The sequence below is a fragment of the Flavobacterium panici genome (assembly GCF_903819335.1).
Taxonomy (GTDB): Bacteria; Bacteroidota; Bacteroidia; order Flavobacteriales; family Flavobacteriaceae; genus Flavobacterium; species Flavobacterium panici.
In genome coordinates, this window is record NZ_CAIJDE010000048.1 from 39,103 (window position 1) to 64,311 (window position 25,209).

The window sequence follows — 25,209 nt, forward strand, 5'->3', positions numbered from 1 at the left end:
AATCAATGCGCTCAAAAAATGTATTAATTGCAATATCGAATAGCTCTCTCGTTATTGATAATTATGCTGTTTATTTTACCAAATGTAAAACTGATAGGTACAGCTCTTACTGCAATAATTGATTTCGAACTTTCGCCTACATTAAAATTATGCAAGTCACTTGTTAATCTTACATACACCATACCGTTATCGACAATTTCTTTTCTTGAAAAACGTGAATGTTTTTCTCTCGAATAGTATTCCTCACAATCTAAAGTTTTCAGACTGTTATAATCGTAAACAGGTAAATTCAAATAATAATTGAGTGAATATCCATCAGATTTTACAAAACTGAAAAGAATCCTGTGCTTTTTCCTATCAAACGTTCCTTTTGTTAAACCAAAAAAACATCAACTTTTTCATCTGGAATATTCGGATAGATATTTACAACTGCTTCAGTATCTAGTAAATAATTTTCATGATAAAATTTATAAACATGTCGGGATATAAAAAGCAGACCTAAAATTATTAAAATAGTGGATAAAAATTTTTTCAACTTGGTTAGAGGTTTTAAAAGGTTAAGTTTTTGAAAGTAAGTATAAGTAACTTTTTCAAAAAACTAAAATACTATAATTTTCGAATTCTTCATTCATAAAGTGTTACTTTTGCACCGCAGACCGCCTTATCGCCGTTCCAATTAGGGAGGGAGGAAAGTCCGGACACCACAGAGAAGCATAGCGGGTAACGCCCGTCGGTTCTCTCGTTTTTTGGAACGAGAGGATTAGGACAAGTGCAGCAGAAAGTATGTACAGGTAATGCTGTAGTGAAACCAGGTAAACTCTATGCGGTGAAATACCAAGTATATCAGCATTTAAGGGCTTCTCGTCCGTTGTTGAAGGGTAGGTAGCTTGAGTTCCGCAGTAATGCGGAATCTAGATAAATGATAAGGCCTTGATTTATCAGGGACAGAATCCGGCTTATAGGTCTGCTTTTTTTATATATTTGTGAAGGACTCTAATCTATCTTCATGAATATAACCACCCCAAATCCTGCTTCAAAAGCTAACAAAAGTCTTTTTAAAACTATAATCACCAATCTGACATTTTGGGTTTTAATAGCCATTATTGCCGGCGTTTTACTCGGACATTTTTCACCGGATAATGGTGTGAAAATGAAAATTGTTGGCGAAAGGTTTGTCGACATTATCAAACTATTTATTGGTCCAATTATATTTTTGACGATTGTTTTAGGAATTTCCGGAATGGGAAACCTAAAAAAAGTCGGACGAATTGGCGTTAAAGCTTTAGGATATTTTGAAGTAGTTTCGACTGTTGCATTAGCAATTGGTGTTGCGGTTGCTTATTTGTTTCAGCCCGGAAAAATTGATAAATCGGGATTGACTTTAGGCGACGCTAGCCAATATACAAACTCAAGCGCAAAGGATTTTTCGTGGCTTCAGTTTTTCTTTTCCAATTTTACTTTGCAGGTTTTACTCGCAGCAATTGTCTGCGGAATCGCCTTGAATTTTTATCAAAAAAGAGAGCAGACCATTTTAGTATTAGAACGAATTTCAAAAGTCGTTTTCCTCGGCTTAAAATACGTAATGTACCTCGCTCCAATTGGTGCTTTTGGCGGAATGGCCTATACAATTGGAAAATTTGGATTAGCAACTTTAATTCCGCTGGGAAAATTAATGCTTTGTGTTTATCTCACCATGGCGTTGTTTGTTTTTCTAATTTTAGGAACCATTCTGCGCTATTATAAAATAAGTATACTTTCGATTTTAAAATACATTAAAGAAGAACTTTTACTGGTTTTAGGAACTTCATCTTCAGAAGCTGCTCTGCCAAGTATTATGGTTAAACTCGAAAGAATGGGCTGTAGTAAATCGGTTGTGGGATTGGTGATTCCAACAGGATATTCCTTTAATCTCGACGGAACTTCGATTTACTTGTCGATGTCGGTAATATTTTTGGCGCAGTTGTATGATGTGCATTTGAGTTTCTTCGAAATTTTGACCGTTATTGGTATTTTGATGATTACGTCAAAAGGTGCAGCAGGCGTAACCGGAAGCGGATTTATTGTTTTAGCGTCAACTTTAACAGCGCTGCATAAAATTCCTGTAGAAGGTTTGGCTTTTTTATTAGGAGTTGATAAAATGAGCGAAGCGAGAGCTATTACAAACTTGATTGGAAATACAGTCGCAACGATTATAATTTCGAAAACAGAACACGATTTTACAGAACTTGATTTGAATCCTGTTTTGGAGGAATAATTTGTTTAGCCCACTAAGACACAAAGACACTAAGTTTTTGTTTTTCTTTTTGGGTTAAAATAACTTTGTGACTTAGCGCCTTTGTGGCATTAATTTGTAGCATTAAATTGAAATTTTATGAAAAGAATTGGAATTTTAGGACTTGGGGGCGTTGGAGGTTATTTCGGCGGACTTTTGGCGAAAGCCTATCAAAAATCTGATGATGTTGAAATCATTTTTATCGCACGCGGCGAAACTCAAAAAGCGATTGCCGAAAACGGATTAAAGATTGTAACTGATGATTCTGAAATGATTGCTCGCCCGAATTTGGTTTCGGATAATCCGTCAGAAATTGGTGTTTTGGATTATTTAATCTGTGCAACAAAAACGTATGATATTGAAGAAAGTTTCACCTCGTTAAAAAGCTGCATTAAAAAAGAAACCTTAATTCTTCCGTTATACAATGGCGTTGACGCGCAGGAAAGAATTAAAAAAATACTACCCGATAATGAAGTTTTACAAGGCTGCGTTTACATTGTTTCGATGATTTTTTCACCTGGAACTATCCGTAGAATCGGATTTTATGAAAAGCTGTTTTTTGGATCTAAAACAGCTTCGTTTTTAAAAATGGAAGAATTGCAAAACATCCTTCAAAAAGCAAAAATCGAAAGTTATTTAGTAGAGAATATAGAGGAAACCGTTTGGGAAAAATTCATTTTTATTTCAGCTTTAGCGTCTGCGACTTCTTATTTAAACCAAAATATTGGTGAAATTTTAAGCAATTCAGAATCCAAAGTAACATACATAGAACTGCTTCATGAAATTGAAGATGTGGCGCAGGCAAAAGGTTTAAAATTACCGCATGATATTGTAGCACAGAGCATTCAGAAATTAGAAAAATCGCCAAAAGAAGCTACTTCGTCTATGCACAGGGATTTACTGACAGGAAAAAATACCGAAGCACTGTCACTCACACAATTTGTGGTAAATGAAGGAAAAAAATACGGTGTAAAAACGCCGCTTTATGAAAAGATTGCCGCTGTTTTGGTAAAATAGATTTCTTTTAAACACATAGAAATAAAGTTTAATTAAAACTAAAGAGAACGATGTTTCTATGTGTTTAAAAAAAATATTACGCTTCGTCCTTTGTAGTACGAACTAAACTAATTCCTGACATAAAGAAAACAATTCCTAATATGCCATATATAATTAATGATTTAACATCTCTGGTTTCTCCAGAAGTACCTGCAAAAATAACGGCAGTATAAATAAGTCCTACAATTCCGAGGATTGTCAACAACCCTCCGAAAAATCTTTTTAGGTTCATGATTTTAGATTTTAAGTTCCTAACAAATGTATTGTCATAACTATTAATTGTTGTTATACAATTGTTTAAGAAACTTATATGATTTGCAGGATTACTTTAGAATCTTAAACTCTAAACCAATATTTCGAACACTTTCGATCCTTATGTTTGGATCTGAATTAAAATATTTTCTAAGCCTGCTGATAAAAACATCCATGCTTCGGCCAGAGAAATAATCATCTTTTTTCCAAACAGACATTAAAATTTCATCTCTCTTTAATAACTGATTATGGTTGAGATATAAATATTCAATAAGAGCGGCTTCTTTCTCTGTGAGCTGCTGCACGTGATTTTTATTATTCAGCGTTAAACGTTCGTTGTCAAAAACATACGAACCAATTTCAATACTATTATTTCCGTCCAGACTTCTCTTTTGTTCGATTCTCTTTAATATATTCTGCAAGCGCAATACCAGTTCATCGACTTCAAAAGGTTTCACGATATAATCGTCTGCACCAAGTTTTAATCCAATGATTTTGTCTTCTTTTAACTTTCTTGCCGTTAAAAAAATAAAGGGAGTTTCAGGATTTATTGTAATTATTTTTTCGGCTAGTGAAAACCCGTCTAGTTTGGGCATCATTACATCAAAAACACAAATATCAAAAATCTGGTTTTTAAAATAATCTAAAGCTATTTCGCCATTTTCTGCCCAGATTACTTCAAATTGATGAAGTTCTAAATATTGTTTTAAAATCGCTGCAAAATCATGATCGTCTTCAGCTAAAAGTAATTTTTTCAAAATAGGGTAATTAAACTTTTAATAAAATAGTAAACTGTGTTCCTTTTCCTAAATCACTAATCACGTTAACAGAACCCTGATGCGCTTTTACGATTTGGGCAACGTAATACAATCCTAAACCTAAGCCTTTTGTATTGTGAAGATTTCCTTGTTCTACACGATAAAATTTCTCAAAAAGAAGCGATTGTTTGTTTTTTGCAATTCCAATTCCGTTGTCTTCAATACTAATTGAAAATTGATTTTCAACTTGTTTCGTTTTTACAATAATAGTGTTTGAACCGTATTTAACAGCATTTTCCAAAACATTTAAAAGAGCCGTTGTCAAATGAAATTTATCAAGGACCAAATTCGTTTTTTGAGTCTGAAAATCAGTTTTAACACCAATTTTAGGATACGTGATTTTAAAATCATTTACAATTGTCTGCAGGAAATCTTCGGTTTCGATTTTCTCCTTTTGCAATTCAATTTTATTTTCGGCCAATGAATTTGCCATAACCTGATCGATTAAACTTTGTAAACGATTATTTTGGCGTGAAATCGTATTGACAATTGCATTGAAATTTTCATCGTTTTCACGAATATTTTTCTGCTCCAGAATTTTAGTCGAAATACCTAAAGTTGCCAAAGGCGTTTTAAGTTCGTGCGTAATATTATTGATAAAATCGGTTTTTACATCGCTTACTTTTTTCTGTTTGATTAAAGCTTTAAGGGCAATTACAAAAAGAGTAATAAGTGTGAGAATCGAGAATAAAGACAAAACCAAAATAAAAGCCATTCGCCTTAAAATAATCATTTCCCAATCGATAACCGAAACGTACATCGAATCTTCTGTCAATAATTGATATTCCTGATTTTCAAAAGTTCCGTTTGTAGTTCCAACATAATTTCGGACTAAAAAAGCATGATTTAAGGAAGCCAGATTTCCGTATAATTTGTTTTGAATAAAAGGCTTTTCAGAAAAAATAGTATCGGCCTTTTTTGTGTTTTTGTACAAAATGAATTTGTTGAGAACAATAGCAAAATCGATTTTGAAATTAGGTAAATCTCTTTCGAATTTTCGCTGAATTTGTGCCGTTAATGCGCTTCGGTATTCATTTTCTAAAATCCCTTTTTTAATGTCGATTTTGGAATTTTTTCCCTGAATGTATTTTTCTGATAAATGCGTATAAAGTGCTTCTTTTCTGGAAACTAAAACCGAATCAATATCGCTGTAATTATTAGAAATTTGAGCAATTTCATTTTTAATCTGCGTATGAAACTGCGCCACTTTATAATCGTAAGTTGTTTTTACCAAATAGCATTGCACAGTCGACAAAACGATCAACGCCACAACTGAAAATGCTATTAATAAATTGATTCTTTGTTTCATTTTTTTGGCCCGCGGATGACACGGATTAAACAGGTTTGCACAGATTTTATTTTTGTTTTTCTCGCCGATTTTGCGGATTAAGCAAATTAAAAATTATCTGCTTAATCTGTAAATCTGCGAGAGAAATTATAGCACACTAATAACACGGATTAAACAGGTTTGCACAGATTATATTTAAACTAAATCTTAAAAAAAATAAACCAGCGTAAACCCGTTTAATCCGTAAAATCCGCGGCCCATTTTCTTCACCCAAAAATAATGCTTTTATGAATCAAAAATGACGTTAACTCCGCATTAACCTTCAATTAACTTTCGCAGCGCTTTTTTAGAAGCATTTTTGCATCATCACAAAATCAAAAAACTTTTAAAAATGAACATTTATCTGCCTTTAAAACTTCTTCTCGTGCTTTTACTTTTTTGTCTTTCCTTTACTGTAAAGGCTCAAAATGAAAGGCCAAAAGATTCGATTTCAAATGAACAATTAAAAGAAGTTGTTATCACTCAAAACAAAAAAACTTTTACCAATACAAACGGAAATATAAAAGTTGATGTTGCTAATTCTGTTTATAATTCAATTCCAAATACATTCGATTTACTGGCGAAACTTCCAACCGTTCAGGTTAGTTTAGACAAAGAAAATATTACTGTTGTTGGTAAAGGAAATCCGCTGATTTATATCGACAATCAAAAAGTGGGAATAAACGATTTAAATGCTTTGGCTCCCGCCGATATCAAAACGATTGAAATCATCCAGAATCCATCTGCAAAATACGAAGCCGAAGGGCGTTCGGTAATTTTGATTACTCGAAAATTCAGCAAAAAAGACAGTTTTAGAACTGAAATTTCTGAAGTTGCTTCTTTTAAGAAAAACTATAATAATTACCTCGGATTGAATACGAGTTTCAAGAAAAACAAATTCGAATGGAAAGCGAATTTCAATTACAACCGACTTAATCCGTGGGAAAGTCATAGTATTGATTATCAAATTCAAAATGCTGATATTGCTTCAAAATATGATGTTATGGCCGAAACAAAACGAAAGCAATATGTTTTTGGCGGCGGTTTATTTTATAAAATAAATGACGACGATTATTTTTCATTTAATGTTAGTTCCAGACTTCGTACAGACACTTTTCCCATAGATACTTTTACATACAATAAAAATCAAAATGTAGAAAACAACGTTTTAACCTGGAGTGAAAATTCGAGTAAAAAGAATTATGTAAACTCATTTCTGAATTATTCTAAAAAAATAAAAGCAATTAATACACAGCTTTTTGCAGGTTTTCAGTATTCGAATTTCCAGCAGAATTTAGTAACTATGGTCGAAAATAATTATAACGATACTGAATTTGCTTTGTCTCAAAACCGGAATCAAAAATTTAATGTTGATGTTTTTTCGGGAAGAATTGATTTAGAAAAAAAGTTTAAAAACGGATTTAACCTGGAATACGGCGGACTTTATTCTGCAGCAAAATCCAAATCAAATACTACTATTTTTGATTTCGAAGAAAATGAAAAAACGGCTTTAGATTATGATTTTAAAGAAGAGAATTCAGCGGCTTATACACAGCTTTCCGGAAAAATTAAAAAGATTAGTTTTTCTGCCGGACTTAGAGTTGAAAACACAAATGTATCCGGAAAATATAAAACAGATGCTTCGGCTTTGATCGATAAAAATTATACCAATCTTTTCCCGAAAGTACAGTTTTCTATGGCAATAGACAGCACTAAAAATATTAGTTTGAATTATGCCAAAAGTATTTCGCGTCCCAATTATTCGTCGTTAAGTAATATTGCGACTTATATAAATCCGTATTTTATATACGCGAGTAATATCAATTTGGGACCAACATTTAATAATGAAATTTCGTCGACTTTTCAATACAATGATAAATCGGTTAAAGTGAGTTATTGGCAAAATAAAAATCCGGTTTATAATAGTTTTCTCTATGATAAAAGCCAAAATATAATGACTTTTAAAGATATAAATTTTGATAAGGAAGCTGGTTTAAGCCTTGATTTTGAATTGCCTTTCGCATATAAATTTTGGACAACAACTAATTCGTTGGTTTTTATTCTCGAAAAAATAGAAGATCCATCGGCTGAATTTTTAGACTCAAAACCGTATTTGTATTATTACTCCAACAACGAATTTAAGCTTCCAAAAGAATATACTTTCGTTTTAAGTTTTTGGGGATTAACGGAACAGAAGAAAGGTGTTTTTGAAAGAAATCCTAGATTTGTTGTAGATATGGTGCTTTCTAAAACATTTCTAAAAAAATGGAATTGTACTTTGAGCTGGAATAATGTATTTAAAAATGTAATTCAAACGGAAGAATTTACGATTAATGATACCAGTTCAAAAGCAAGATATATTGTGGATGCTCATGAAATTTCGATCTCGGTTAAATATTCTTTTGGGAAAGTGAAAGAAACCGAATTTAAGGAAAAGAATGTGAATGAAAACGAAGATAGAATTAGATAAAATGAAAAATTCCAAAATTAAAATCCCAAATTCCAATTGAAGCTTGGAATTTGGGATTTTAAAAATTTGAAAATTGATATAGATTATCCTTCGTCTTCTTCAACTATTTTTAATGGAGATTCTCCCGGAAGTTCTTCATCATCATCTGTAGAATTCAATTCGAAGAAACTGAAAAAAGAACCGCCGTAACTTTTCTGAAATGAAAAATTACTCAAATGATCCATTTTGGTATATTTCGAATGTTCAATAATCATCATTCCATCTTCTGAAAGTAATTCTTTTTCAAAAACAGTAAGAACAATTTTTTCAAATGCAGCCTGATCTAATCCGTAAGGCGGATCGGCGAAAATAATATCATACGAAGTTTTGCAGTTTTCCAGAAACTTGTATACATCACTTTTAGTAGCAGCAATGTCAAAATCGTATTCTGATGAAACTTGTTTGATGAACTTAACGCATCCAAAATCACCGTCGATTGAGGTAATTGGCGCGCTTCCGCGTGAAGCGAATTCATAACTGATATTGCCGGTTCCCGAAAATAAATCTAAAACCTTTAAGCCGTCAAAACTAAAATGATTATTCAAAACATTAAACAATGCTTCTTTACTCATATCAGTCGTAGGTCTTACAGGAAGGTTTTTTGGTGGGAAGATCCTACGCCCTTTGTATTTTCCTGAAATGATTCTCATGATTGAAATAAGATATAATGTTTTTGATTCTGAGCTGTTGTGTAGTTGTTTTTTTCTTTTAAAGCGCTAACGTCAAGAAAAGAAATATTACGGATGTATTTGTAAGCGATGTCGTAAAACGGATCGTTTTGGTGTATTGTTCCAAGCAGTTCCAATTGAAAAATCTCCGGATTTAAATTTAATTGCTCGGCTGTAAAAAGTATGTAATAAATAAAATCCTCAGGAGTTTGATATTCAAAAGAGTTGAATAACAATAACTTTTGATTTTGTACCACGATAATTTCAAAATGCTCCGGATTGAAATTTACAACCATTTTTTTCTCGTCATTGTTTTTTGAGCCTTCTAAAATTTTCTCGACCAAAATACTGTTAACATGTTTGTAATCGAAAGAACCAACGTTATCAATTAAAAAATTATTGATATTGATATACGGAATGTAAACCGAATGCATGTCGTAATTGGTGATTTGATCGAAAGTAAAAAAGTCAGTTTCAAACACTTTTGTGGTATACTGCAGGTAACTTCCTAAATAATCCTCATCAAACAACGGCGTTGGTACAAAAGTCGAAAGATTGTTATTGTGAATGACTAAAATGTCGTCGTAAGTTTCTTTTAATTCAGAATAATTTTTAAAAGCTGAAGCGTATAAATCTTCAATTTTATTCTGTTTTTGAGCACTATCAAACTGAACTTCATTAAAAGCAGTAATCGTATTATTTAAGGTATCAAAACAACAAAAAGAGAATCCGTTCAGCGAAACCTGAATCGAAAGTTTTTTGTAATTTTTTGATGTAATATTAGTATTGTGTATTGACATAATTGATTTACAATTCGTTACCTGTTTTGTTTCAATAAAGAATTTAGGTGACCACAAACTTACAAATTTAAAAGCAACTAATATAATTGCAATTTTAAAAAACAATATTACAAGAAGGTTAGCAGAGCATTATCGTTGCGTTATTTTTTTTTCTTTTTCTAAACCATATAAGTGATATAAGTAAATTTAAGCTTTTGGGATGTTTATTTTGATTTTTTTAGATCATGTAAGCAATTATAAGTTCGTGGAATTAAGCGCAAGGCCTAAAACTTAAATTTACTTATATTACTTATATTGTTTAAAATTGCCATTGCCATTAAAAAGAACGAACTTTGTGTTTCAAATTTACCTTATGAATTCAGCATCGTTTTACGGCGTTTTGCAAAAAAGATTTCCTTTTGCACCCACTTATAAACAGGATATTTTTTTTCAAAAAATCGCCATTTTTTTGACCGAACCAGCAAACAACACCATTTTTGTACTAAAAGGATATGCCGGAACCGGAAAAACAACGGTGATTTCGACAATCGTAAACAATCTTGGCGATATTAATAAAAAGTTTGTTCTGCTCGCACCAACCGGACGTGCGGCAAAAGTAATAGCGAATTATTCCAATACATCAGCTTTTACGATTCACAAAAAAATCTATTTCCCTAAAAAATCATCGGGTGGAGGAGTGGCTTTTACCAGACAAGTTAACAAACATAAAAATACCATTTTTATAGTCGACGAGGCTTCGATGATTTCAGACAGTACTTTAGACAGCGGTTCGCTTCTGGATGATTTGATTAATTATGTGTATTCGGGAACCAATTGCAAAATGATTCTTTTAGGAGATACAGCGCAGCTTCCTCCGGTAAATTTAGACATTAGCCCGGCTTTAGATACGCATACTTTAGGCGTGCATTATGATAAAGAAATTGAACATATTGAACTTGATGAAGTAATGCGTCAGGAAGAAAGTTCGGGGATTTTATTCAATGCAACCGAATTACGTGAACTATTGAAAGAAAGCTTTATCACGGAGTTTAAATTCAATGTCAAAAAGTTTAAAGATATTGTTCGTTTAACCGATGGATATGATATTCAGGATGCGATAAATACAGCTTACAGCAATTATAGTATTGAAGATACGGCGTTTATTGTCCGCTCTAATAAAAGAGCAAATCAATACAATGAACAAATCAGAACCAGAATTTTGTTTAAAGAAAGCGAGCTTTCTGTAGGCGATTTTTTAATGGTTGTAAAGAACAATTATTTCTGGCTGAAAGAAACGGATGAAGCCGGATTTATTGCCAACGGTGATATTATTGAGGTTCTGGAAATGTTCGGGATCAAAGAATTGTACGGATTTACTTTTGCAAGAGTAAAAATAAGAATGGTCGATTATCCGGATCAAAAACCTTTTGAAACGGTTTTGATTTTAGATACTATAAAAAGTGAATCTCCATCATTAACCTACGAAGAATCAAATCGTTTGTACGAAGAAGTAATGAAGGATTATGAAGATGAATCGACAAAATATAAGAAATTTCAAAAGGTAAAAGAAAACGAATATTTTAATGGTTTACAGGTGAAATTCTCGTACGCCATAACATGTCATAAATCTCAGGGTGGACAATGGAATACGGTTTTTGTAGAACAGCCGTATTTACCAAACGGAATAGATCATGATTATATAAGATGGCTTTACACAGCAATGACGCGTGCGAAAAATAAATTATATTTGATAGGATTTAAAGACGAAAGTTTTGAAGAATAGTTTTTTTGCCACAGATTAAAAAGATTCTCACTGATTTTTTTATTAATCTTTTTAATCCTTTTAATCTGTGGCAAGAAAAAATAATTCGTGCTAATTCGTGAAATTGCTTTGCCTGTTCGCTATCGCTCGGGTCGTGGCGAAAAAAACTTTAGAAAATGACAACACTAAACGACTTACATTCGATTTCGTCTACGTTTTCGAATACAGATAAAATGCCGGTTTTGTTTTTAGGACACGGCAGCCCAATGAACGCTATTGAAGAAAATCAGTTTGTAGCCGGTTTCCGAAATCTGGCAAAAACACTACCACAGCCCAATGCTATTTTATGTATTTCGGCGCATTGGTTTACAAAAGGTACAAAAGTAACTTCAATGGAAATGCCGAGAACCATTCACGATTTTGGAGGTTTTCCGCAGGCACTTTTTGATGTCCAGTATCCCGCAAAAGGAAGTCCCGAACTGGCATTAGAAACTCAAAAAATATTAGATCCCGTTCAGGTTGATTTAGATGAACATTGGGGTTTAGATCATGGTGCGTGGAGCGTAATTAAACATTTATATCCTAATGCAGATGTTCCCGTAATTCAGTTAAGTATTGATTATACAAAATCAGGACAATATCATTTTGAATTGGCTCAGAAATTACAATCGCTGCGTCATAAAGGTGTTTTAATTATTGGCAGCGGCAATATTGTGCATAATCTTCGTTTAGTTGATTTCAGGAATTTTGATAAAGATAATTACGGTTACGATTGGGCAATTGAAGCCAGAGAAACTGTAAATAATTATTTATTAGATGGAAATTTTCAGCCGTTAATTGAGTACGAAAAAATGAGTAAAGCAGTTCAAATTGCAATTCCAACTCCGGATCATTATCTGCCTTTATTGTATACTTTAGGTTTAAAAGAAAAATCAGAAGAATTGAACTTGTTTAATGATAAATTGCTGGCTGGTTCATTGAGTATGACTTCGGTAAAAATAATGTAAACTTTGCGAATCTCTGTGAAACCTTTGTGTGACTTTGCATAATAACTTTCACAGAGACTCGCAAAGTTTTACACAGAGATTCACAAAGAATAAAAAATATAAATTAATAATGAGGATGAGATTGCTTCGTACCTCGCAATGACTTAAAAAATGAAAATAATAGCGGTAATTCCGGCGCGATACGCATCAACACGTTTTCCTGCAAAACTAATGCAGGATTTGGGAGGTAAAACAGTAATTTTAAGAACATACGAAGCTGCGGTTTCAACAAATTTATTCGACGATGTTTTTGTTGTAACCGATTCTGATTTAATTTTTGACGAAATTGTTTCTAACGGCGGAAAAGCCATAATGAGCATCAAAGAACACGAATCCGGAAGCGACCGAATTGCCGAAGCCGTTGCCAATCTTAATGTTGATATTGTGGTAAATGTACAAGGAGACGAACCTTTTACAGAAGCCGGACCTTTAGAACAGGTTTTATCTGTTTTTAAAAATGATCAAGATAAAAAGATCGATTTGGCTTCGTTAATGCGTGAAATTAAAAATGAAGACGAAATCAATAATCCGAATAATGTAAAAGTGGTGGTTGATCAATCGCAGTTTGCCTTGTATTTTTCAAGATCTGTAATTCCGTATCCGAGAGATGCAGCTGCTGGAGTTCGTTATTTTCAACACATCGGGATTTATGCTTTTAGAAAACAAGCTTTATTAGATTTTTACAGCCTTCCTATGAAATCTTTGGAAGCTTCTGAGAAATTGGAACAGTTAAGATATTTAGAATTCGGAAAACGCATAAAAATGGTCGAAACGACTCATGTTGGAATTGGGATTGATACGGCAGAGGATTTAGAAAGAGCCAGAGCTATGTTGAGAGATATTTAATCAATTTGGTAATTTAAATTAGATATCCACAATCTTGTCATTTCGACGAAGGAGAAATCTCCGTAAGTAGCTCGACAAAGATTGATTAAAATTGCGTAGTTTCTCGCGGAGATTTCTCCTTCGTCGAAATGACAAAACAGTGTGGTCAGTTTGGGTAAAAACATAAAAAAAGCTCCAAAATATTGGAGCTTTTTTTATTATCTAAAACATTCTAAATCCTTAGTATAAACTAGGAAATTTAGAAGGATTAACTTCATTCATCATGCTGTAAATTTTCTCGAAAATATCTTCGGCAGAAGGTTTAGAGAAATAATCACCGTCAGTTCCATAAGCAGGTCTGTGTGCTTTTGCAGCAAGCGTTTGTGGTTTGCTGTCAAGATATTTGTAAGCATCTTGTTCTTCTAAAATCTGTTGTAAAATGTAAGCCGAAGCCCCGCCCGGAACATCTTCGTCAATTACTAAAAGACGATTTGTTTTAGCGACACTTTTCACAATATCTTTATTAATATCAAAAGGAAGTAAAGATTGAATATCAATAATTTCACAGTCAATTCCTAATACTAATAATTCCTCAGCAGCTTGCTGAACCAATCTTAAAGTCGATCCGTAAGAAACTAAAGTAATATCTGCACCTTCTTTTAATGTTTCAACAACACCAATTGGCGTTTTGAATTCACCAAAGTTTAAAGGCGTTTTTTCTTTTAAACGATAACCGTTCAGACATTCAATAACTAATGCAGGTTCGTCGCACTCTAAAAGAGTATTATAAAATCCAGCAGCCTGAGTCATATCTCTCGGAACCAAAACATGGATTCCACGAATAGCATTTATAATCATTCCCATTGGAGAACCAGAATGCCAGATACCTTCTAAACGGTGCCCGCGAGTTCTGATAATTAATGGTGCTTTTTGTTTTCCAACAGTTCTGTATTGTAAAGTAGCTAAATCATCACTCATGATTTGAATCGCATACAATAAATAATCAAGATATTGAATTTCAGCAATAGGGCGTAAACCTCTCAATGCCATTCCAATTCCCTGACCAATAATAGTGGCTTCACGAATCCCGACATCGGCAACACGAAGTTCTCCGTATTTTTCCTGCATGCCTTCAAGACCTTGATTTACGTCGCCAATGTTTCCAACATCTTCTCCAAAAATCAAAGTTTCAGGATATTTGCTGAATAAAGCGTCGAAATTATCACGAAGGATCATTCTTCCGTCTAAATCCGGTTTTGCATTTTCGGCATATTCAGGAAGTACTTTTTCTACAGAAAACACATTTTGTGCCGATTCTGAATGCAGGTTACTGCTGAATTTTCCCTGAGTCTCTCCAATAAAATTCGTAATCCAGTTTGATAAAAGAACTTTACTGTTTGGTACTTCTATAAAACGAAGAATCTTTCTTGCATAAACCAGAATTTCTTTCTTTAAAGGCGCTTTTATCGCACTTAATTCTGAAATATATTTTCTGATTCTATCTTTATGGTTGATGCTTGCTTCTGCAATTTGCTCCAATAAATCCAAAAGATTTTTTTGATCTTCGATAATTGGATTGATAAAATCATTCCATGCCTCTTTTTTAGCTTCAAGAACTTCTTTCCTTAATTCAAAATCAAGTTCTGCTAATTCTTCCGGAGATGCAATATTAATAGCAATCATCCATAAACGCATTTGACGAATACAGTCAAAATCTCTTTCCCAGGCTAATCTTTCGGCATTTTTATAACGTTCGTGAGAACCAGAAGTAGAGTGGCCTTGCGGCTGTGTTAATTCGTTTACGTGAATTAAAACCGGAATATGCTCTTCACGTGCAATTGCACCCGCTCTTTCGTAAGTCGAAACTAACTCTGCATAATCCCATCCTTTTACTCTAAAAATTTCATAACCTTTAGAATCTTCATCTCTTTGATATCCTTTAAGGATTTCAGAAATGTTTTCTTTTGTAGTTTGATGTTTGGCGTGAACCGAAATTCCGTATTCATCATCCCAAACACTCATTACCATCGGAACTTGTAAAACTCCGGCAGCATTTATAGTTTCAAAAAACAAACCTTCAGACGTACTTGCGTTTCCTATTGTTCCCCACGCAACTTCATTTCCATCTACAGAAAATTTATCTTTAATGGTAATTCCATTAACGTTTCTGTAAATTTTTGAAGCCTGAGCTAATCCCAATAATCTTGGCATTTGTCCCGCTGTAGGCGATATATCTGAACTTGAATTTTTTTGTTTTGTTAAGTCTTTCCACGATCCGTCTTCGTTTAAACTGTGCGTTACAAAGTGTCCGCCCATTTGCCTTCCGGCAGACATTGGATCATGAGCTAAATCAGTATGACCGTATAAACCTGCGAAAAACTGCTTAGGAGTTAATTCGCCAATCGCCATCATAAAAGTCTGATCGCGATAATAACCAGAGCGGAAATCCCCATTTTTAAAGGCTTTAGCCATTGCAAGCTGCGGTACTTCTTTTCCGTCACCAAATATTCCAAATTTGGCTTTTCCTGTCAATACTTCTTTACGACCTAAAAGACTACACTCACGGCTAGTTACTGCAATTCTGTAGTCGTTCAATACCTCTGTTTTGAAATCTTCAAAAGTTAAAGTAGTATTGCTTTTTTCTGTTATCATAATCTTGTGGGTCATGTTAAGACTGCGAAATTACTTAAAAACAATCAATAATCATAATTCTTTAAAATAAATATAATTTAATTATTTGTATTTAAAAACAGAAAACTACGTACTTTAATTGTGTTATTTTTATGATTTTTATCTTTTTTGTGATAATAATTTATGTTTTTGATTAAAATTTATTTAATTAAAACCATTTTCGGGTAAAAAGAGTGACTAATGCTTTTGGTGACAAAGTAATAACAAATCTTATTTTTTCGTTGTAATTCTTTTGAGAAATTTCCCACCCGTTATTAGAATAGACAGGAAAATAAAGTTCAAAGTAGTCTGGAACAAGATTTAACCGCACTCCGCTGTCATATGCAAAAAATGCATCTTGGCGTTTATTTTTCAAAAGTCCCACATCGCCATAAACTTCAACCCAGTCCCATAAAGCATAGCTGGCGTTTAAAGTTGTCATCCATTGATTACCAAATGAAGGATTTATTTTTGATTTAAAACCTCCCTCGGCAATTACATATTGCTGGCTGAAAATCCCACTAGTTTCAGATCTTCCCAAAATATTATAGTCAAATAAATAATCTGTAGGCTTATCTAAACTAAAACTAAAATAATCAGTATTTGTTTTATTATACAAGAAACTTCCGGCAAACAATCTTAAATTTATTTTACGATTATTTTCAAATAACCTTCTGTATTCAACTTCTCCCGAAACTTTTCCAAAACCTCCGCCAAACTGAATATCAGTCATAAAATTAAAATGATTAACCAGTTCTGTTTTTGTGTTTACATAACGGGCGTCAAAAACTGAATAATTAGGTTTAGAATTATCCGTAATAAATGCACTTGCTTCTCGGTTTACAATTACCTGACGAAACAAAATAAGCTGTTTTCTATTATCCCTGAAATTTTCTTCACGAATACGCAGCTGCACCATAGGATTTAATCGAAGGTACGTGGCGTCTGGCGCATAATGAAAATAGTTCTGACTTATAGAATAGCGTACATTATATAAAGTACTGTTTCGATAAAACTGGTTCAAAGAAAAAGCCGACGAACCAGAAATTGTCCCCGCTTTTATGGAATAGGCCGGATTAATATCAAAAGTAAAAGGTTTATCTAATATCGTTTTATTATGAAAACGAATTCCCGGCGTTAATCCGTCATAATAATTATACGTCAATGTCGGAATATATAAAATCTGATTGTAATAAGGATCTTCAAGATCTTTGGCAAAATTAAATTTTATAGGACGATTGGTAATCACCAGACTTTTTAACGATTTCCAGTTGTTTCTCTGATTGAATTCAGGAACTTCATTGTTGTAATTAATAACTAATTTATCTGCATTTTTTCGATCAAATTGATAAACAGAATCTGCTTTTTTAGGCTCAATCCATTCCTTAAAAACAACTTCATTTTTCTTTAAACCATAAATAGGAATTGGAGCATAAATATCGGTTTTGTTTTTTATCGAAAACTGTATGCTGTCTGCCGTTTTAGAAACATGTGTAAATTTATAGTCAATAATTTCACGTGAATCGATTATCGTTCTAAAAAACCAGTCAATATTTTTTGTGCTTTTTTCAGTCAGGATTTTTTCAAAATCATAACGATTTGTCTGCTGTGTTTTATTCAGATTATAAAATTCCTGAATACTCTCCGGAACAATATTATGATTTAAATAATCATCAAGATAACTCAAACTTAAACCCGCGCGGTATTTACTCGCAATCTGTTCATTAAATTTTATCAGCGTATTTTTTGGATCTCCAAGCGGCTGATCCAGATTTTTGCGAGCCATCAGCATGTAATAATAACTGTACTGCTCATTAAAAGTCAGGTTGGTAATATTGTAACTTTTAAAAAGTTTCATTTTCGAAAGTCTTCCCAGCATTTTTTCATCCAGATGATTTTCTTCCATGTACTTCATCATGGCATAAATCTGAATTCCGTCATAAACCCAATTGTCTTTTCGAGGATCAAGTCGAAGAGAGTTTTTTAAATAATTGTTCAAATAGGTTTTGAAGAACGTTACTTCAAACATAAATTCATCAGAAAACGGACTGATAAAAGAAGGCAGCTGATTCAATCCATAAAAAGGATTTCGCTCATAATCTGCCTGCGAAACCGTAATTTTTTCATTAGGATATTTACCAAGAAATTCATTTGCAAATGCAGCAACACGGTCAATTATAATTGCTTTTTGAACCTCGCTGATTTTTTTATTTTTTAAATCAGAAAGAACTTCGATAGTTCCATTATCATAACTTTTAAAATTATTTTGTCTTTCGATAAATAAATTAAAGTCAGATCTGTTTTTGCCAGAAAAAGAATAATTAGTATAAGCTGAATTTGAAACGTCTTTTGAAACCGAATTTAAATCTGTCGTAATCGAATAATCATTCGGGATTTTTATTTCAACTTCATGATCAACAACCGCATTGGCAATATCGTCAAGATTAAAGTTGTTGTATCTTATAAAACGATGATTTTCAAAACGTGCAGGATTTAAAAACCAGTTTTTCAAATTCATCCCGTTTTGATTAAATCCATAATGCGTGAATTTGTCACTCGGAATTTTCGAAATATAATTGATGTGCAATGTAATTTGTTCACCCGGAAATAATTTTTGGGTTAACTTAACCACGATAAAATCTGGGTTTTTATCTGTTCTTTCCCATTCCAGCGCCGTAAAATCTGAATCGGTTAGATTTAAAATGGTCGTATTTCCTCTTTCAATCGCTTTTGCCAAATGAAAACCACGATAAAACTCATCAGAAAAACGTCTTGCCAAAGGCGTGTTTTTGTCTGCAAAAGCATTATTCCAATCGTTCAAAACAATCGTAACCAACGTATCGTTTGAAGTATTAAAATAGGTAATATCCTGTTTTATATTCAGTGTTTTTAGCTCAACATTAACCGCCACTTCCATCTTAGACTGATGTTGTGCATACTGTTTTATTGAACTAAATAAAACAAAAATGAGAATTACAATTTTATATATTGATTTCAAGAATTGGCGTAAAAATTATAAATAGACCTAAAATTTCGTGCATAAATTTATTCATGGCTTTATGTAAAAATAGCATAAAAAAAGCTGTTTTAAAAAACAGCTTTCAATTTTTATATCGTTATAGGTGTAAATTTAACCTTATAGGTAAAATAAGTGCGGATTTTTTTAAGAATACTTAATCTTACAAAATTTATTTACCCTGCAAATATTTTAGAAATTCGGACTCAAGTCGTATTTCTTGTAGAATTTATCCAGAACATCAACAACTTCATCTTCAGTATCTACAATTTTGAATAAGTTCAAATCTTCAGGACTTACAGTCTGCATTTTTTCTACCAACACTGTTTTTACCCAATCCAGTAAACCAGACCAAAATTCAACACCAACCAAAATAATTGGGAATTTTCCAATTTTCTTAGTCTGAATCAAAGTGATCGCTTCAAACATTTCGTCAAGTGTGCCAAAACCTCCCGGCATAACTACAAAACCTTGCGAATATTTAACGAACATAACTTTTCTCACAAAGAAATAATCGAAATTCAGGTTTTTATCGTGATCGATGTAAGGGTTAAAATGCTGTTCAAAAGGCAGTTCGATATTTAAACCAACCGAAGTTCCGCCGCCTAAATGCGCACCTTTATTTCCGGCTTCCATAATTCCCGGGCCTCCTCCCGTAATTACGCCATAACCGGCTTTACTAATTTTAAAAGCAATTTTTTCTGCAAGTAAATAATATTTGTCATCTGGTTTTGTTCTCGCCGAACCAAAAATAGATACGCACGGACCAATACGCCCCATGCTTTCGTAACCGTTTACAAATTCGGACATGATTTTAAAAATCGCCCAGCTGTCATTTGTTCTAATTTCATTCCAGGTTTTCTGTTTTAAACTGTCCTGGATTACTTTATCCTCATCATTATCAAAATCTTCTAATCTCATTTTAGGTATTTTAATTATTTATATTTTATTAAGCTGTTTCTTTTATGTCATCCTGAGCGTAGTCGAAGGAAGGAGCTAATCCTGCTGTCCACTATATTTTTTGTGGCGAACCCCGCCACAAAAAGATGCCGTTCCCATCAGGGCTAGGGCATTAGGTTTCAATTAAACAATTGGTTTATTCGAAGAATTCTTTATTAATACGTTTGTTCTTCAATTGATTTTGTAATGTTGCTTTTTACCTTTCCGGTATGTTCTGTAGTTTTAGATTCTATCAGCATTATCAAACATTCTTCTACCGACGAAACTCTATGGTTTACACCTTTCTTTACGACAAATAAATCGCCTTTTTTCATTGCAACGGCTGGTTCATTTTCAATTTCCATTAAAAGTTCACCATCGACAATATAAAATAACTCATCTTCATTTTCATGATTATGCCATGGAACTTCCTGACCTTTTATTTTTGCCACTTTAATATATTGATCGTTTACTTCGTCAATTATTTTAGGCGAAAAATATTGCTCAACATTACTGAATTTGTCTTTTAGATTCATAGATTATATCTTAGTCTTTTCGTCAAAATGAAAAAGCGTTGACAAAAAGGGCGTACTAAATTAGTGCTTTTTTTAAGAATTGTTATAAAAATGTAGATTTATTAATTGAAATGTAACATTTCTTTGTTGGGACTTTTGCTTGAAGATTAATAATCAAGAGATTAAAAATTGCAAAGAAATACAAAATGTTTTCTTGGGATTAAATTGAGATGTATCTTAAAATTGTCAACTGATTAAAATCCTTTGCTACAATATGTATCGTTCCTACGGAACTCTATTCTAGGGGCGTATCGATATTTTCAACGGATTAAAATCCGTTGCTACCGATCTGTCGTTCCTACGGAACTAAATTGTGATACATTAAGCTTTTGGCAGATTTGAAGTTATTTATGTTTGGATTATTTCCTCTGAAACTTCATCCCAATCTAACATTCTTTTGGGTGAAACTTTACTAGCTTCAATTCTACTCAGAACTAGTTTTTGATGCTCAATAGGAATTTCAATTTCATTGTTCATAATTCTTAAAATGATTTTGCTTTTAAGTTTTAAATAAAGTTCCATAGGAACGACATATCGGTAGCAACGGATTTTAATCCGTTGAAAATATCAATGTTCCCCAGAATAGAGTTCCGAAGGAACGGTTCATATTGTAGAAACGGATTTCAATCCGTTAGAGGTTTCAATATAACGAATTTCAATCCGTTAGAGATTTCGATATAATGGTTTAAAATCAGTTATTGATTTTACACAACGGATTTTAAACCATTCCATTAATAACAATATTTTATTCCAACTCTTTTTTCAAAAACTTAGCCGTATAACTTTTTTTATTTTTCGCTACTTCTTCAGGAGTTCCTTTAGCGATTAATTGTCCGCCGCCTTTTCCGCCTTCAGGGCCAATATCAATAATATAATCCGCAAGTTTAATAACGTCCATATTATGTTCGATAACCAAGATCGTATTTCCTTTATCAACCAGTTTATTGATAACATCCATTAAAACGCGGATATCTTCAAAGTGCAATCCAGTTGTAGGTTCATCTAAAATATAGAAAGTATTACCAGTATCTTTTTTAGATAATTCTCCAGCCAGTTTGATACGCTGCGCTTCACCTCCAGAAAGTGTTGTACTTTGCTGACCAAGCGTAATATAACCTAAACCAACATCCTGAATTGTTTTTACTTTTCTGTGAATTTTCGGAATGTTTTCAAAAAACGGAACCGCTTCATCAACCGTCATATCCAATACATCAGAAATTGATTTTCCTTTGTATCGAATTTCCAATGTTTCTCTGTTAAAACGTTTTCCCTGACACGTTTCGCATTCTACATAAACATCTGGTAAAAAGTTCATTTCGATAGTTCTGACACCAGAACCTTCGCAGGTTTCGCAGCGTCCGCCTTTTACATTAAAGCTGAAACGTCCGGCTTTATAACCACGAATCATACTTTCAGAAGTCATGGTAAATAAGTTTCTGATTTCAGTAAAAACTTCGGTATAAGTTGCTGGGTTTGAACGAGGAGTTCTTCCAATCGGACTTTGATCTATATCAATTACTTTATCAATATGTTCTAAACCTTCAATCTTTTTATAAGGCTGTGGTTTTTTTACACCATTAAAATAATAAGCGTTCAAAATAGGGTAGAGAGTCTCATTAATCAAAGTTGATTTTCCACTTCCTGAAACTCCTGTAACGCAGATTAATTGTCCTAAAGGTAGTTCTATCGAAACATTTTTTAGATTATTTCCTGTTGCTCCGGTTAATTTTAAAAACTTTCCGTTTCCTTTTCTTCGCTCTTTCGGAATCTCTAATTTCATCTTACCGTTCAAATATTGAGCGGTAATTGTGTTTGATTTTAAAGTTTCTGCAGGAGTCCCAATGCTGATAATTTCTCCTCCGTATTTTCCGGCTTTTGGACCAATATCAATTACATAATCTGCAGTCTCGATCATGTCTTTGTCGTGTTCAACCACAATAACCGAGTTTCCAATATCACGTAATTGTTCCAGAGATTTGATCAACTTCTCATTGTCTCTTTGGTGTAAACCAATACTTGGTTCATCCAAAATATATAAAACACCAACTAGCTGTGAACCAATTTGTGTTGCCAATCGAATACGTTGTGCTTCACCGCCCGAAAGTGATTTTGAACTTCGGCTTAAAGCCAAATAATTTAAACCAACATTCATTAAAAAGTTTAAACGATCTTTGATTTCTTTTACAACTTCAGAAGCAATTAAAAGCTGTTTATCAGTTAAATGCTTATTCAAATCCTGAAACCAAGCCGTTAAATCTGAAATATCCATATCACATAATTCTGTGATATTTTTTTCATTAACCCTGAAAAATAAGGCTTCTTTTTTAAGACGGGAACCATCGCAAACCGGACAGTTAATTTCGTCCATGAAATCTTTTGCCCAGCGTTTTATGCTTGTTGTCGCGCTTTCGTCATATTGATTTTTGATGAAGTTTGAAATTCCTTCAAAATCAATTTTATATTCTCTTGTTACGCCAAGATCTTTTGAGTTGATGGCAAATTTATCTTTTCCTCCATACAAAATCATTTGCATGGCTTCTTCCGGAATTTTCTCAATTGGATCTGTAATCTTAAACCCAAATTTTTCTCCAATAGTTTCTAACTGCTTAAAAATCCACGAAGATTTATATTCGCCAAGCGGAGCAAATCCACCGCTTTTAATTGATAATTTCGGATTTGGAATGATCTTTTTAACATTGATTTCGTGAACCGTTCCTAATCCGTTACAATGCGGACATGCACCTTTTGGAGAGTTGAAAGAAAATAAATTTGGTTCTGGATTTTGATACGAAATTCCGGTTGTTGGACACATTAAATTTCTACTGAAATAACGAACTTCGTTTGTGTCCTGATCTAAAATCATTAATACATTTTCGCCATGATGCATAGCTGTATTAATACTTTCAGCCAATCGTTTTTGATTGTCTTCGGTATTTTCAATCAACATTCTGTCGACTACAATTTCAATATCGTGAGTTTTGTAACGATCCAGTTTCATTCCTGCAACTAAATCCTGAACTTCACCATTTACACGGACTTTCAAAAATCCTTGTTTGGTAATTTGTTGGAATAATTCAGCATAATGTCCTTTTCTGGCTTTAATTACCGGAGCAAGAATATTAATGCGTTTTCCATTATAATCCTGAATAATCAAATCCTTAATTTGTTCGTCAGAATACGAAACCATTTTCTCACCGGTGTTGTAACTGTAAGCGTCAGCACCACGAGCGTATAAAAGTCGAAGGAAATCATATATTTCAGTAATTGTTCCTACGGTTGAACGCGGACTTTTACTAGTTGTTTTTTGTTCAATCGCGATAACCGGAGAAAGTCCGTCGATTTTATCAACATCTGGACGTTCTAATCCGCCAAGGAACTGCCTCGCATATGCAGAAAAAGTTTCTACATAACGACGTTGACCTTCAGCATAAATCGTATCAAACGCTAATGATGATTTTCCCGAACCTGAAAGACCTGTTATAACAACAAGTTTTTCACGCGGAATAGAAATATCGATATTTTTTAGATTATGAACTCTTGCGCCAAGAACTTCAATAGTATTGTCTTTATCTAGCATAAATTTGAGCAAAACGCAAAGTTACCACTTTGATTTGTTCTTTTAGTACTAGAGTATAGAAGTTTATGTTAAAAATTGTAACAAAATAACGCTAGCCTAAACTAGCGTTTTCTTTTTCTTGTTGCCATGTATTCTTCGATAGCTTCTTTGGTTGTGTACCAGTTTCGGCCTTCTTTATAAGCGTCAATTTTTCCTGTTCTGGCCAATAAACTTACATATTCCTGACCATAAGTGGCTTCTGGCTCGCTTACGATATTTATGATAGGCTGATAATCATAACTGCTACCCGGCATTGCGGTTAAATATATATTTAAAGTTCGCTCTAATGCCTGACACATCAAAAGGGTTAGTTTTTGATAATTGCCATTGTTTGCCTGATTTAGTGCTTCGTAATATTTCTTTCTATCGTTTTTAAGAACAATTGCCGGCGGAAAACCACAGCGCATTAATAACAGATTCATGCTTAAACGAACAGTACGCCCGTTTCCATCAAAAAATGGATGTATCCACACTAATTTATGATGATAAATAGTGGCTAGTTCTATATCGTTTAAACCTAAAGGATTTGTATTGACAAACTCAATTAATTCATCTAAAAGATCTGAAACTTTATTGGCGTTTGGAGGCATAAAATTAGCTCCCGAAATTCGAACGCCGCCATTTCGTAAACGACCTGCAAAATCATCTTCGATAGAACGTAAAACTAAACCATGAATGGAAAGAATATCGATGCTTCGAAGTTTATAATTATCATCAACAATTGAATACAAATAATCAATTGCTTTATCGTGATTGTGTGTTTCAAAATGTTCCCGAAGCGATTTTCCTTTTATGGTGATTCCTTCCTGAATTACCATTTGGGTTTCGCGCAAACTCATTGTGTTTCCTTCAATACTGTTTGAATTGTAGGTCCATTCGAGTGATAGGCTTTCGCGAATTTTGTGTAAAGCGATATTGGGCAGTGGTCTGCTGTTTTGCAAATCAAGCCTTTTTTGGTACAATCGATCAAATGTCGATTGAAATTCTTCTCTGTATGTTAAGTCAATGTTCCACATAATCCTACAAAAGTACTTCTTAATATCGGATACTCCAAATTTTTAACTTATCCGATATTAAGC

At 33.3% G+C, this 25,209-nt stretch carries 18 protein-coding genes and 1 other RNA gene; 7 read left to right on the plus strand and 12 right to left on the minus strand.

Annotation, left to right across the window (positions count from 1 at the left end; all coding sequences use genetic code 11):
• Window positions 1–23: 23 nt before the first annotated feature.
• Window positions 24–293: a hypothetical protein gene (locus tag FLAPXU55_RS15515; protein WP_180858845.1), complete on the minus strand. Its 270-nt coding sequence runs from the start codon at window positions 291–293 to the stop codon at window positions 24–26.
• A 355-nt stretch (window positions 294–648) separates the two neighbouring features.
• On the opposite strand from FLAPXU55_RS15515, the gene rnpB reads away from it, so the two are divergent.
• From rnpB to FLAPXU55_RS15530, 3 genes are all read left to right on the plus strand, one after another.
• Window positions 649–975: RNase P RNA component class A (rnpB, locus tag FLAPXU55_RS15520), an RNA gene on the plus strand.
• 31 nt (window positions 976–1,006) lie between these two features.
• On the plus strand, window positions 1,007–2,254 hold the full coding sequence (locus FLAPXU55_RS15525) for a cation:dicarboxylate symporter family transporter (RefSeq protein WP_180858846.1): 1,248 nt from the start codon (window positions 1,007–1,009) through the stop codon (window positions 2,252–2,254).
• A 117-nt stretch (window positions 2,255–2,371) separates the two neighbouring features.
• Entirely contained in the window at window positions 2,372–3,289 is a 918-nt protein-coding gene (locus tag FLAPXU55_RS15530; protein ID WP_180858847.1) for a ketopantoate reductase family protein, read from the plus strand.
• Between the two features lie 76 nt (window positions 3,290–3,365).
• Here FLAPXU55_RS15530 and FLAPXU55_RS15535 read toward each other — a convergent pair whose 3' ends face one another.
• From FLAPXU55_RS15535 to FLAPXU55_RS15545, 3 genes are all read right to left on the minus strand, one after another.
• On the minus strand, window positions 3,366–3,560 hold the full coding sequence (locus tag FLAPXU55_RS15535; protein ID WP_053470664.1) for a hypothetical protein: 195 nt from the start codon (window positions 3,558–3,560) through the stop codon (window positions 3,366–3,368).
• A gap of 91 nt (window positions 3,561–3,651) precedes the next feature.
• Complete coding sequence (locus FLAPXU55_RS15540) at window positions 3,652–4,338, minus strand: response regulator transcription factor (RefSeq protein WP_053470665.1); 687 nt, start codon at window positions 4,336–4,338, stop codon at window positions 3,652–3,654.
• Between the two features lie 10 nt (window positions 4,339–4,348).
• Entirely contained in the window at window positions 4,349–5,707 is a 1,359-nt protein-coding gene (locus FLAPXU55_RS15545) for a sensor histidine kinase (RefSeq protein WP_180858848.1), read from the minus strand.
• 370 nt (window positions 5,708–6,077) lie between these two features.
• Between FLAPXU55_RS15545 and FLAPXU55_RS15550 the strand changes: the two genes are divergently transcribed.
• The gene (locus FLAPXU55_RS15550) at window positions 6,078–8,195 is read left to right on the plus strand and encodes an outer membrane beta-barrel family protein (RefSeq protein ID WP_180858849.1); all 2,118 of its coding nucleotides are present in this window, start codon (window positions 6,078–6,080) and stop codon (window positions 8,193–8,195) included.
• Window positions 8,196–8,278: 83 nt separating this feature from the next.
• Here FLAPXU55_RS15550 and FLAPXU55_RS15555 read toward each other — a convergent pair whose 3' ends face one another.
• Window positions 8,279–8,884, minus strand: coding sequence for an RsmD family RNA methyltransferase (locus tag FLAPXU55_RS15555; RefSeq protein ID WP_053470668.1), 606 nt, complete (start codon window positions 8,882–8,884; stop codon window positions 8,279–8,281).
• Window positions 8,881–9,702: a DUF3822 family protein gene (locus FLAPXU55_RS15560; RefSeq protein ID WP_180858850.1), complete on the minus strand. Its 822-nt coding sequence runs from the start codon at window positions 9,700–9,702 to the stop codon at window positions 8,881–8,883. The genes FLAPXU55_RS15555 and FLAPXU55_RS15560 overlap by 4 nt, the downstream gene beginning before the upstream one ends.
• Window positions 9,703–10,054: 352 nt before the next feature.
• Here FLAPXU55_RS15560 and FLAPXU55_RS15565 point away from each other — a divergent pair, with 352 nt between their 5' ends.
• The 3 genes from FLAPXU55_RS15565 to kdsB all read left to right on the plus strand — a co-directional run bounded on the left by FLAPXU55_RS15565 (window position 10,055) and on the right by kdsB (window position 13,335).
• Window positions 10,055–11,464: an ATP-dependent DNA helicase gene (locus FLAPXU55_RS15565; RefSeq protein ID WP_180858851.1), complete on the plus strand. Its 1,410-nt coding sequence runs from the start codon at window positions 10,055–10,057 to the stop codon at window positions 11,462–11,464.
• Between the two features lie 155 nt (window positions 11,465–11,619).
• A complete protein-coding gene (gene ygiD / locus FLAPXU55_RS15570; protein ID WP_053470670.1) occupies window positions 11,620–12,450 on the plus strand; it encodes a 4,5-DOPA-extradiol-dioxygenase in 831 nt (276 codons plus the stop codon).
• Between the two features lie 150 nt (window positions 12,451–12,600).
• Window positions 12,601–13,335, plus strand: coding sequence for a 3-deoxy-manno-octulosonate cytidylyltransferase (kdsB, locus tag FLAPXU55_RS15575; protein ID WP_180858852.1), 735 nt, complete (start codon window positions 12,601–12,603; stop codon window positions 13,333–13,335).
• Between the two features lie 219 nt (window positions 13,336–13,554).
• Here the strand turns inward: kdsB and FLAPXU55_RS15580 are convergent, their stop codons facing one another.
• The 6 genes from FLAPXU55_RS15580 to FLAPXU55_RS15605 all read right to left on the minus strand — a co-directional run bounded on the left by FLAPXU55_RS15580 (window position 13,555) and on the right by FLAPXU55_RS15605 (window position 25,146).
• The gene (locus FLAPXU55_RS15580) at window positions 13,555–15,966 is read right to left on the minus strand and encodes an alpha-ketoacid dehydrogenase subunit alpha/beta (RefSeq protein ID WP_180858853.1); all 2,412 of its coding nucleotides are present in this window, start codon (window positions 15,964–15,966) and stop codon (window positions 13,555–13,557) included.
• A 187-nt stretch (window positions 15,967–16,153) separates the two neighbouring features.
• A complete protein-coding gene (locus FLAPXU55_RS15585) occupies window positions 16,154–18,901 on the minus strand; it encodes a gluzincin family metallopeptidase (RefSeq protein ID WP_180858854.1) in 2,748 nt (915 codons plus the stop codon).
• A 291-nt stretch (window positions 18,902–19,192) separates the two neighbouring features.
• Entirely contained in the window at window positions 19,193–19,921 is a 729-nt protein-coding gene (locus FLAPXU55_RS15590) for an LOG family protein (RefSeq protein ID WP_053470674.1), read from the minus strand.
• Between the two features lie 194 nt (window positions 19,922–20,115).
• On the minus strand, window positions 20,116–20,475 hold the full coding sequence (locus tag FLAPXU55_RS15595) for a cupin domain-containing protein (protein ID WP_180858855.1): 360 nt from the start codon (window positions 20,473–20,475) through the stop codon (window positions 20,116–20,118).
• Window positions 20,476–21,259: 784 nt separating this feature from the next.
• Window positions 21,260–24,091 carry an excinuclease ABC subunit UvrA gene (uvrA, locus tag FLAPXU55_RS15600; RefSeq protein WP_180858856.1) on the minus strand — a complete coding sequence of 944 codons (2,832 nt, stop codon included), beginning with the start codon at window positions 24,089–24,091 and terminating at the stop codon, window positions 21,260–21,262.
• A gap of 101 nt (window positions 24,092–24,192) precedes the next feature.
• Entirely contained in the window at window positions 24,193–25,146 is a 954-nt protein-coding gene (locus FLAPXU55_RS15605) for a Fic family protein (RefSeq protein WP_180858857.1), read from the minus strand.
• Window positions 25,147–25,209 lie beyond the last annotated feature (63 nt).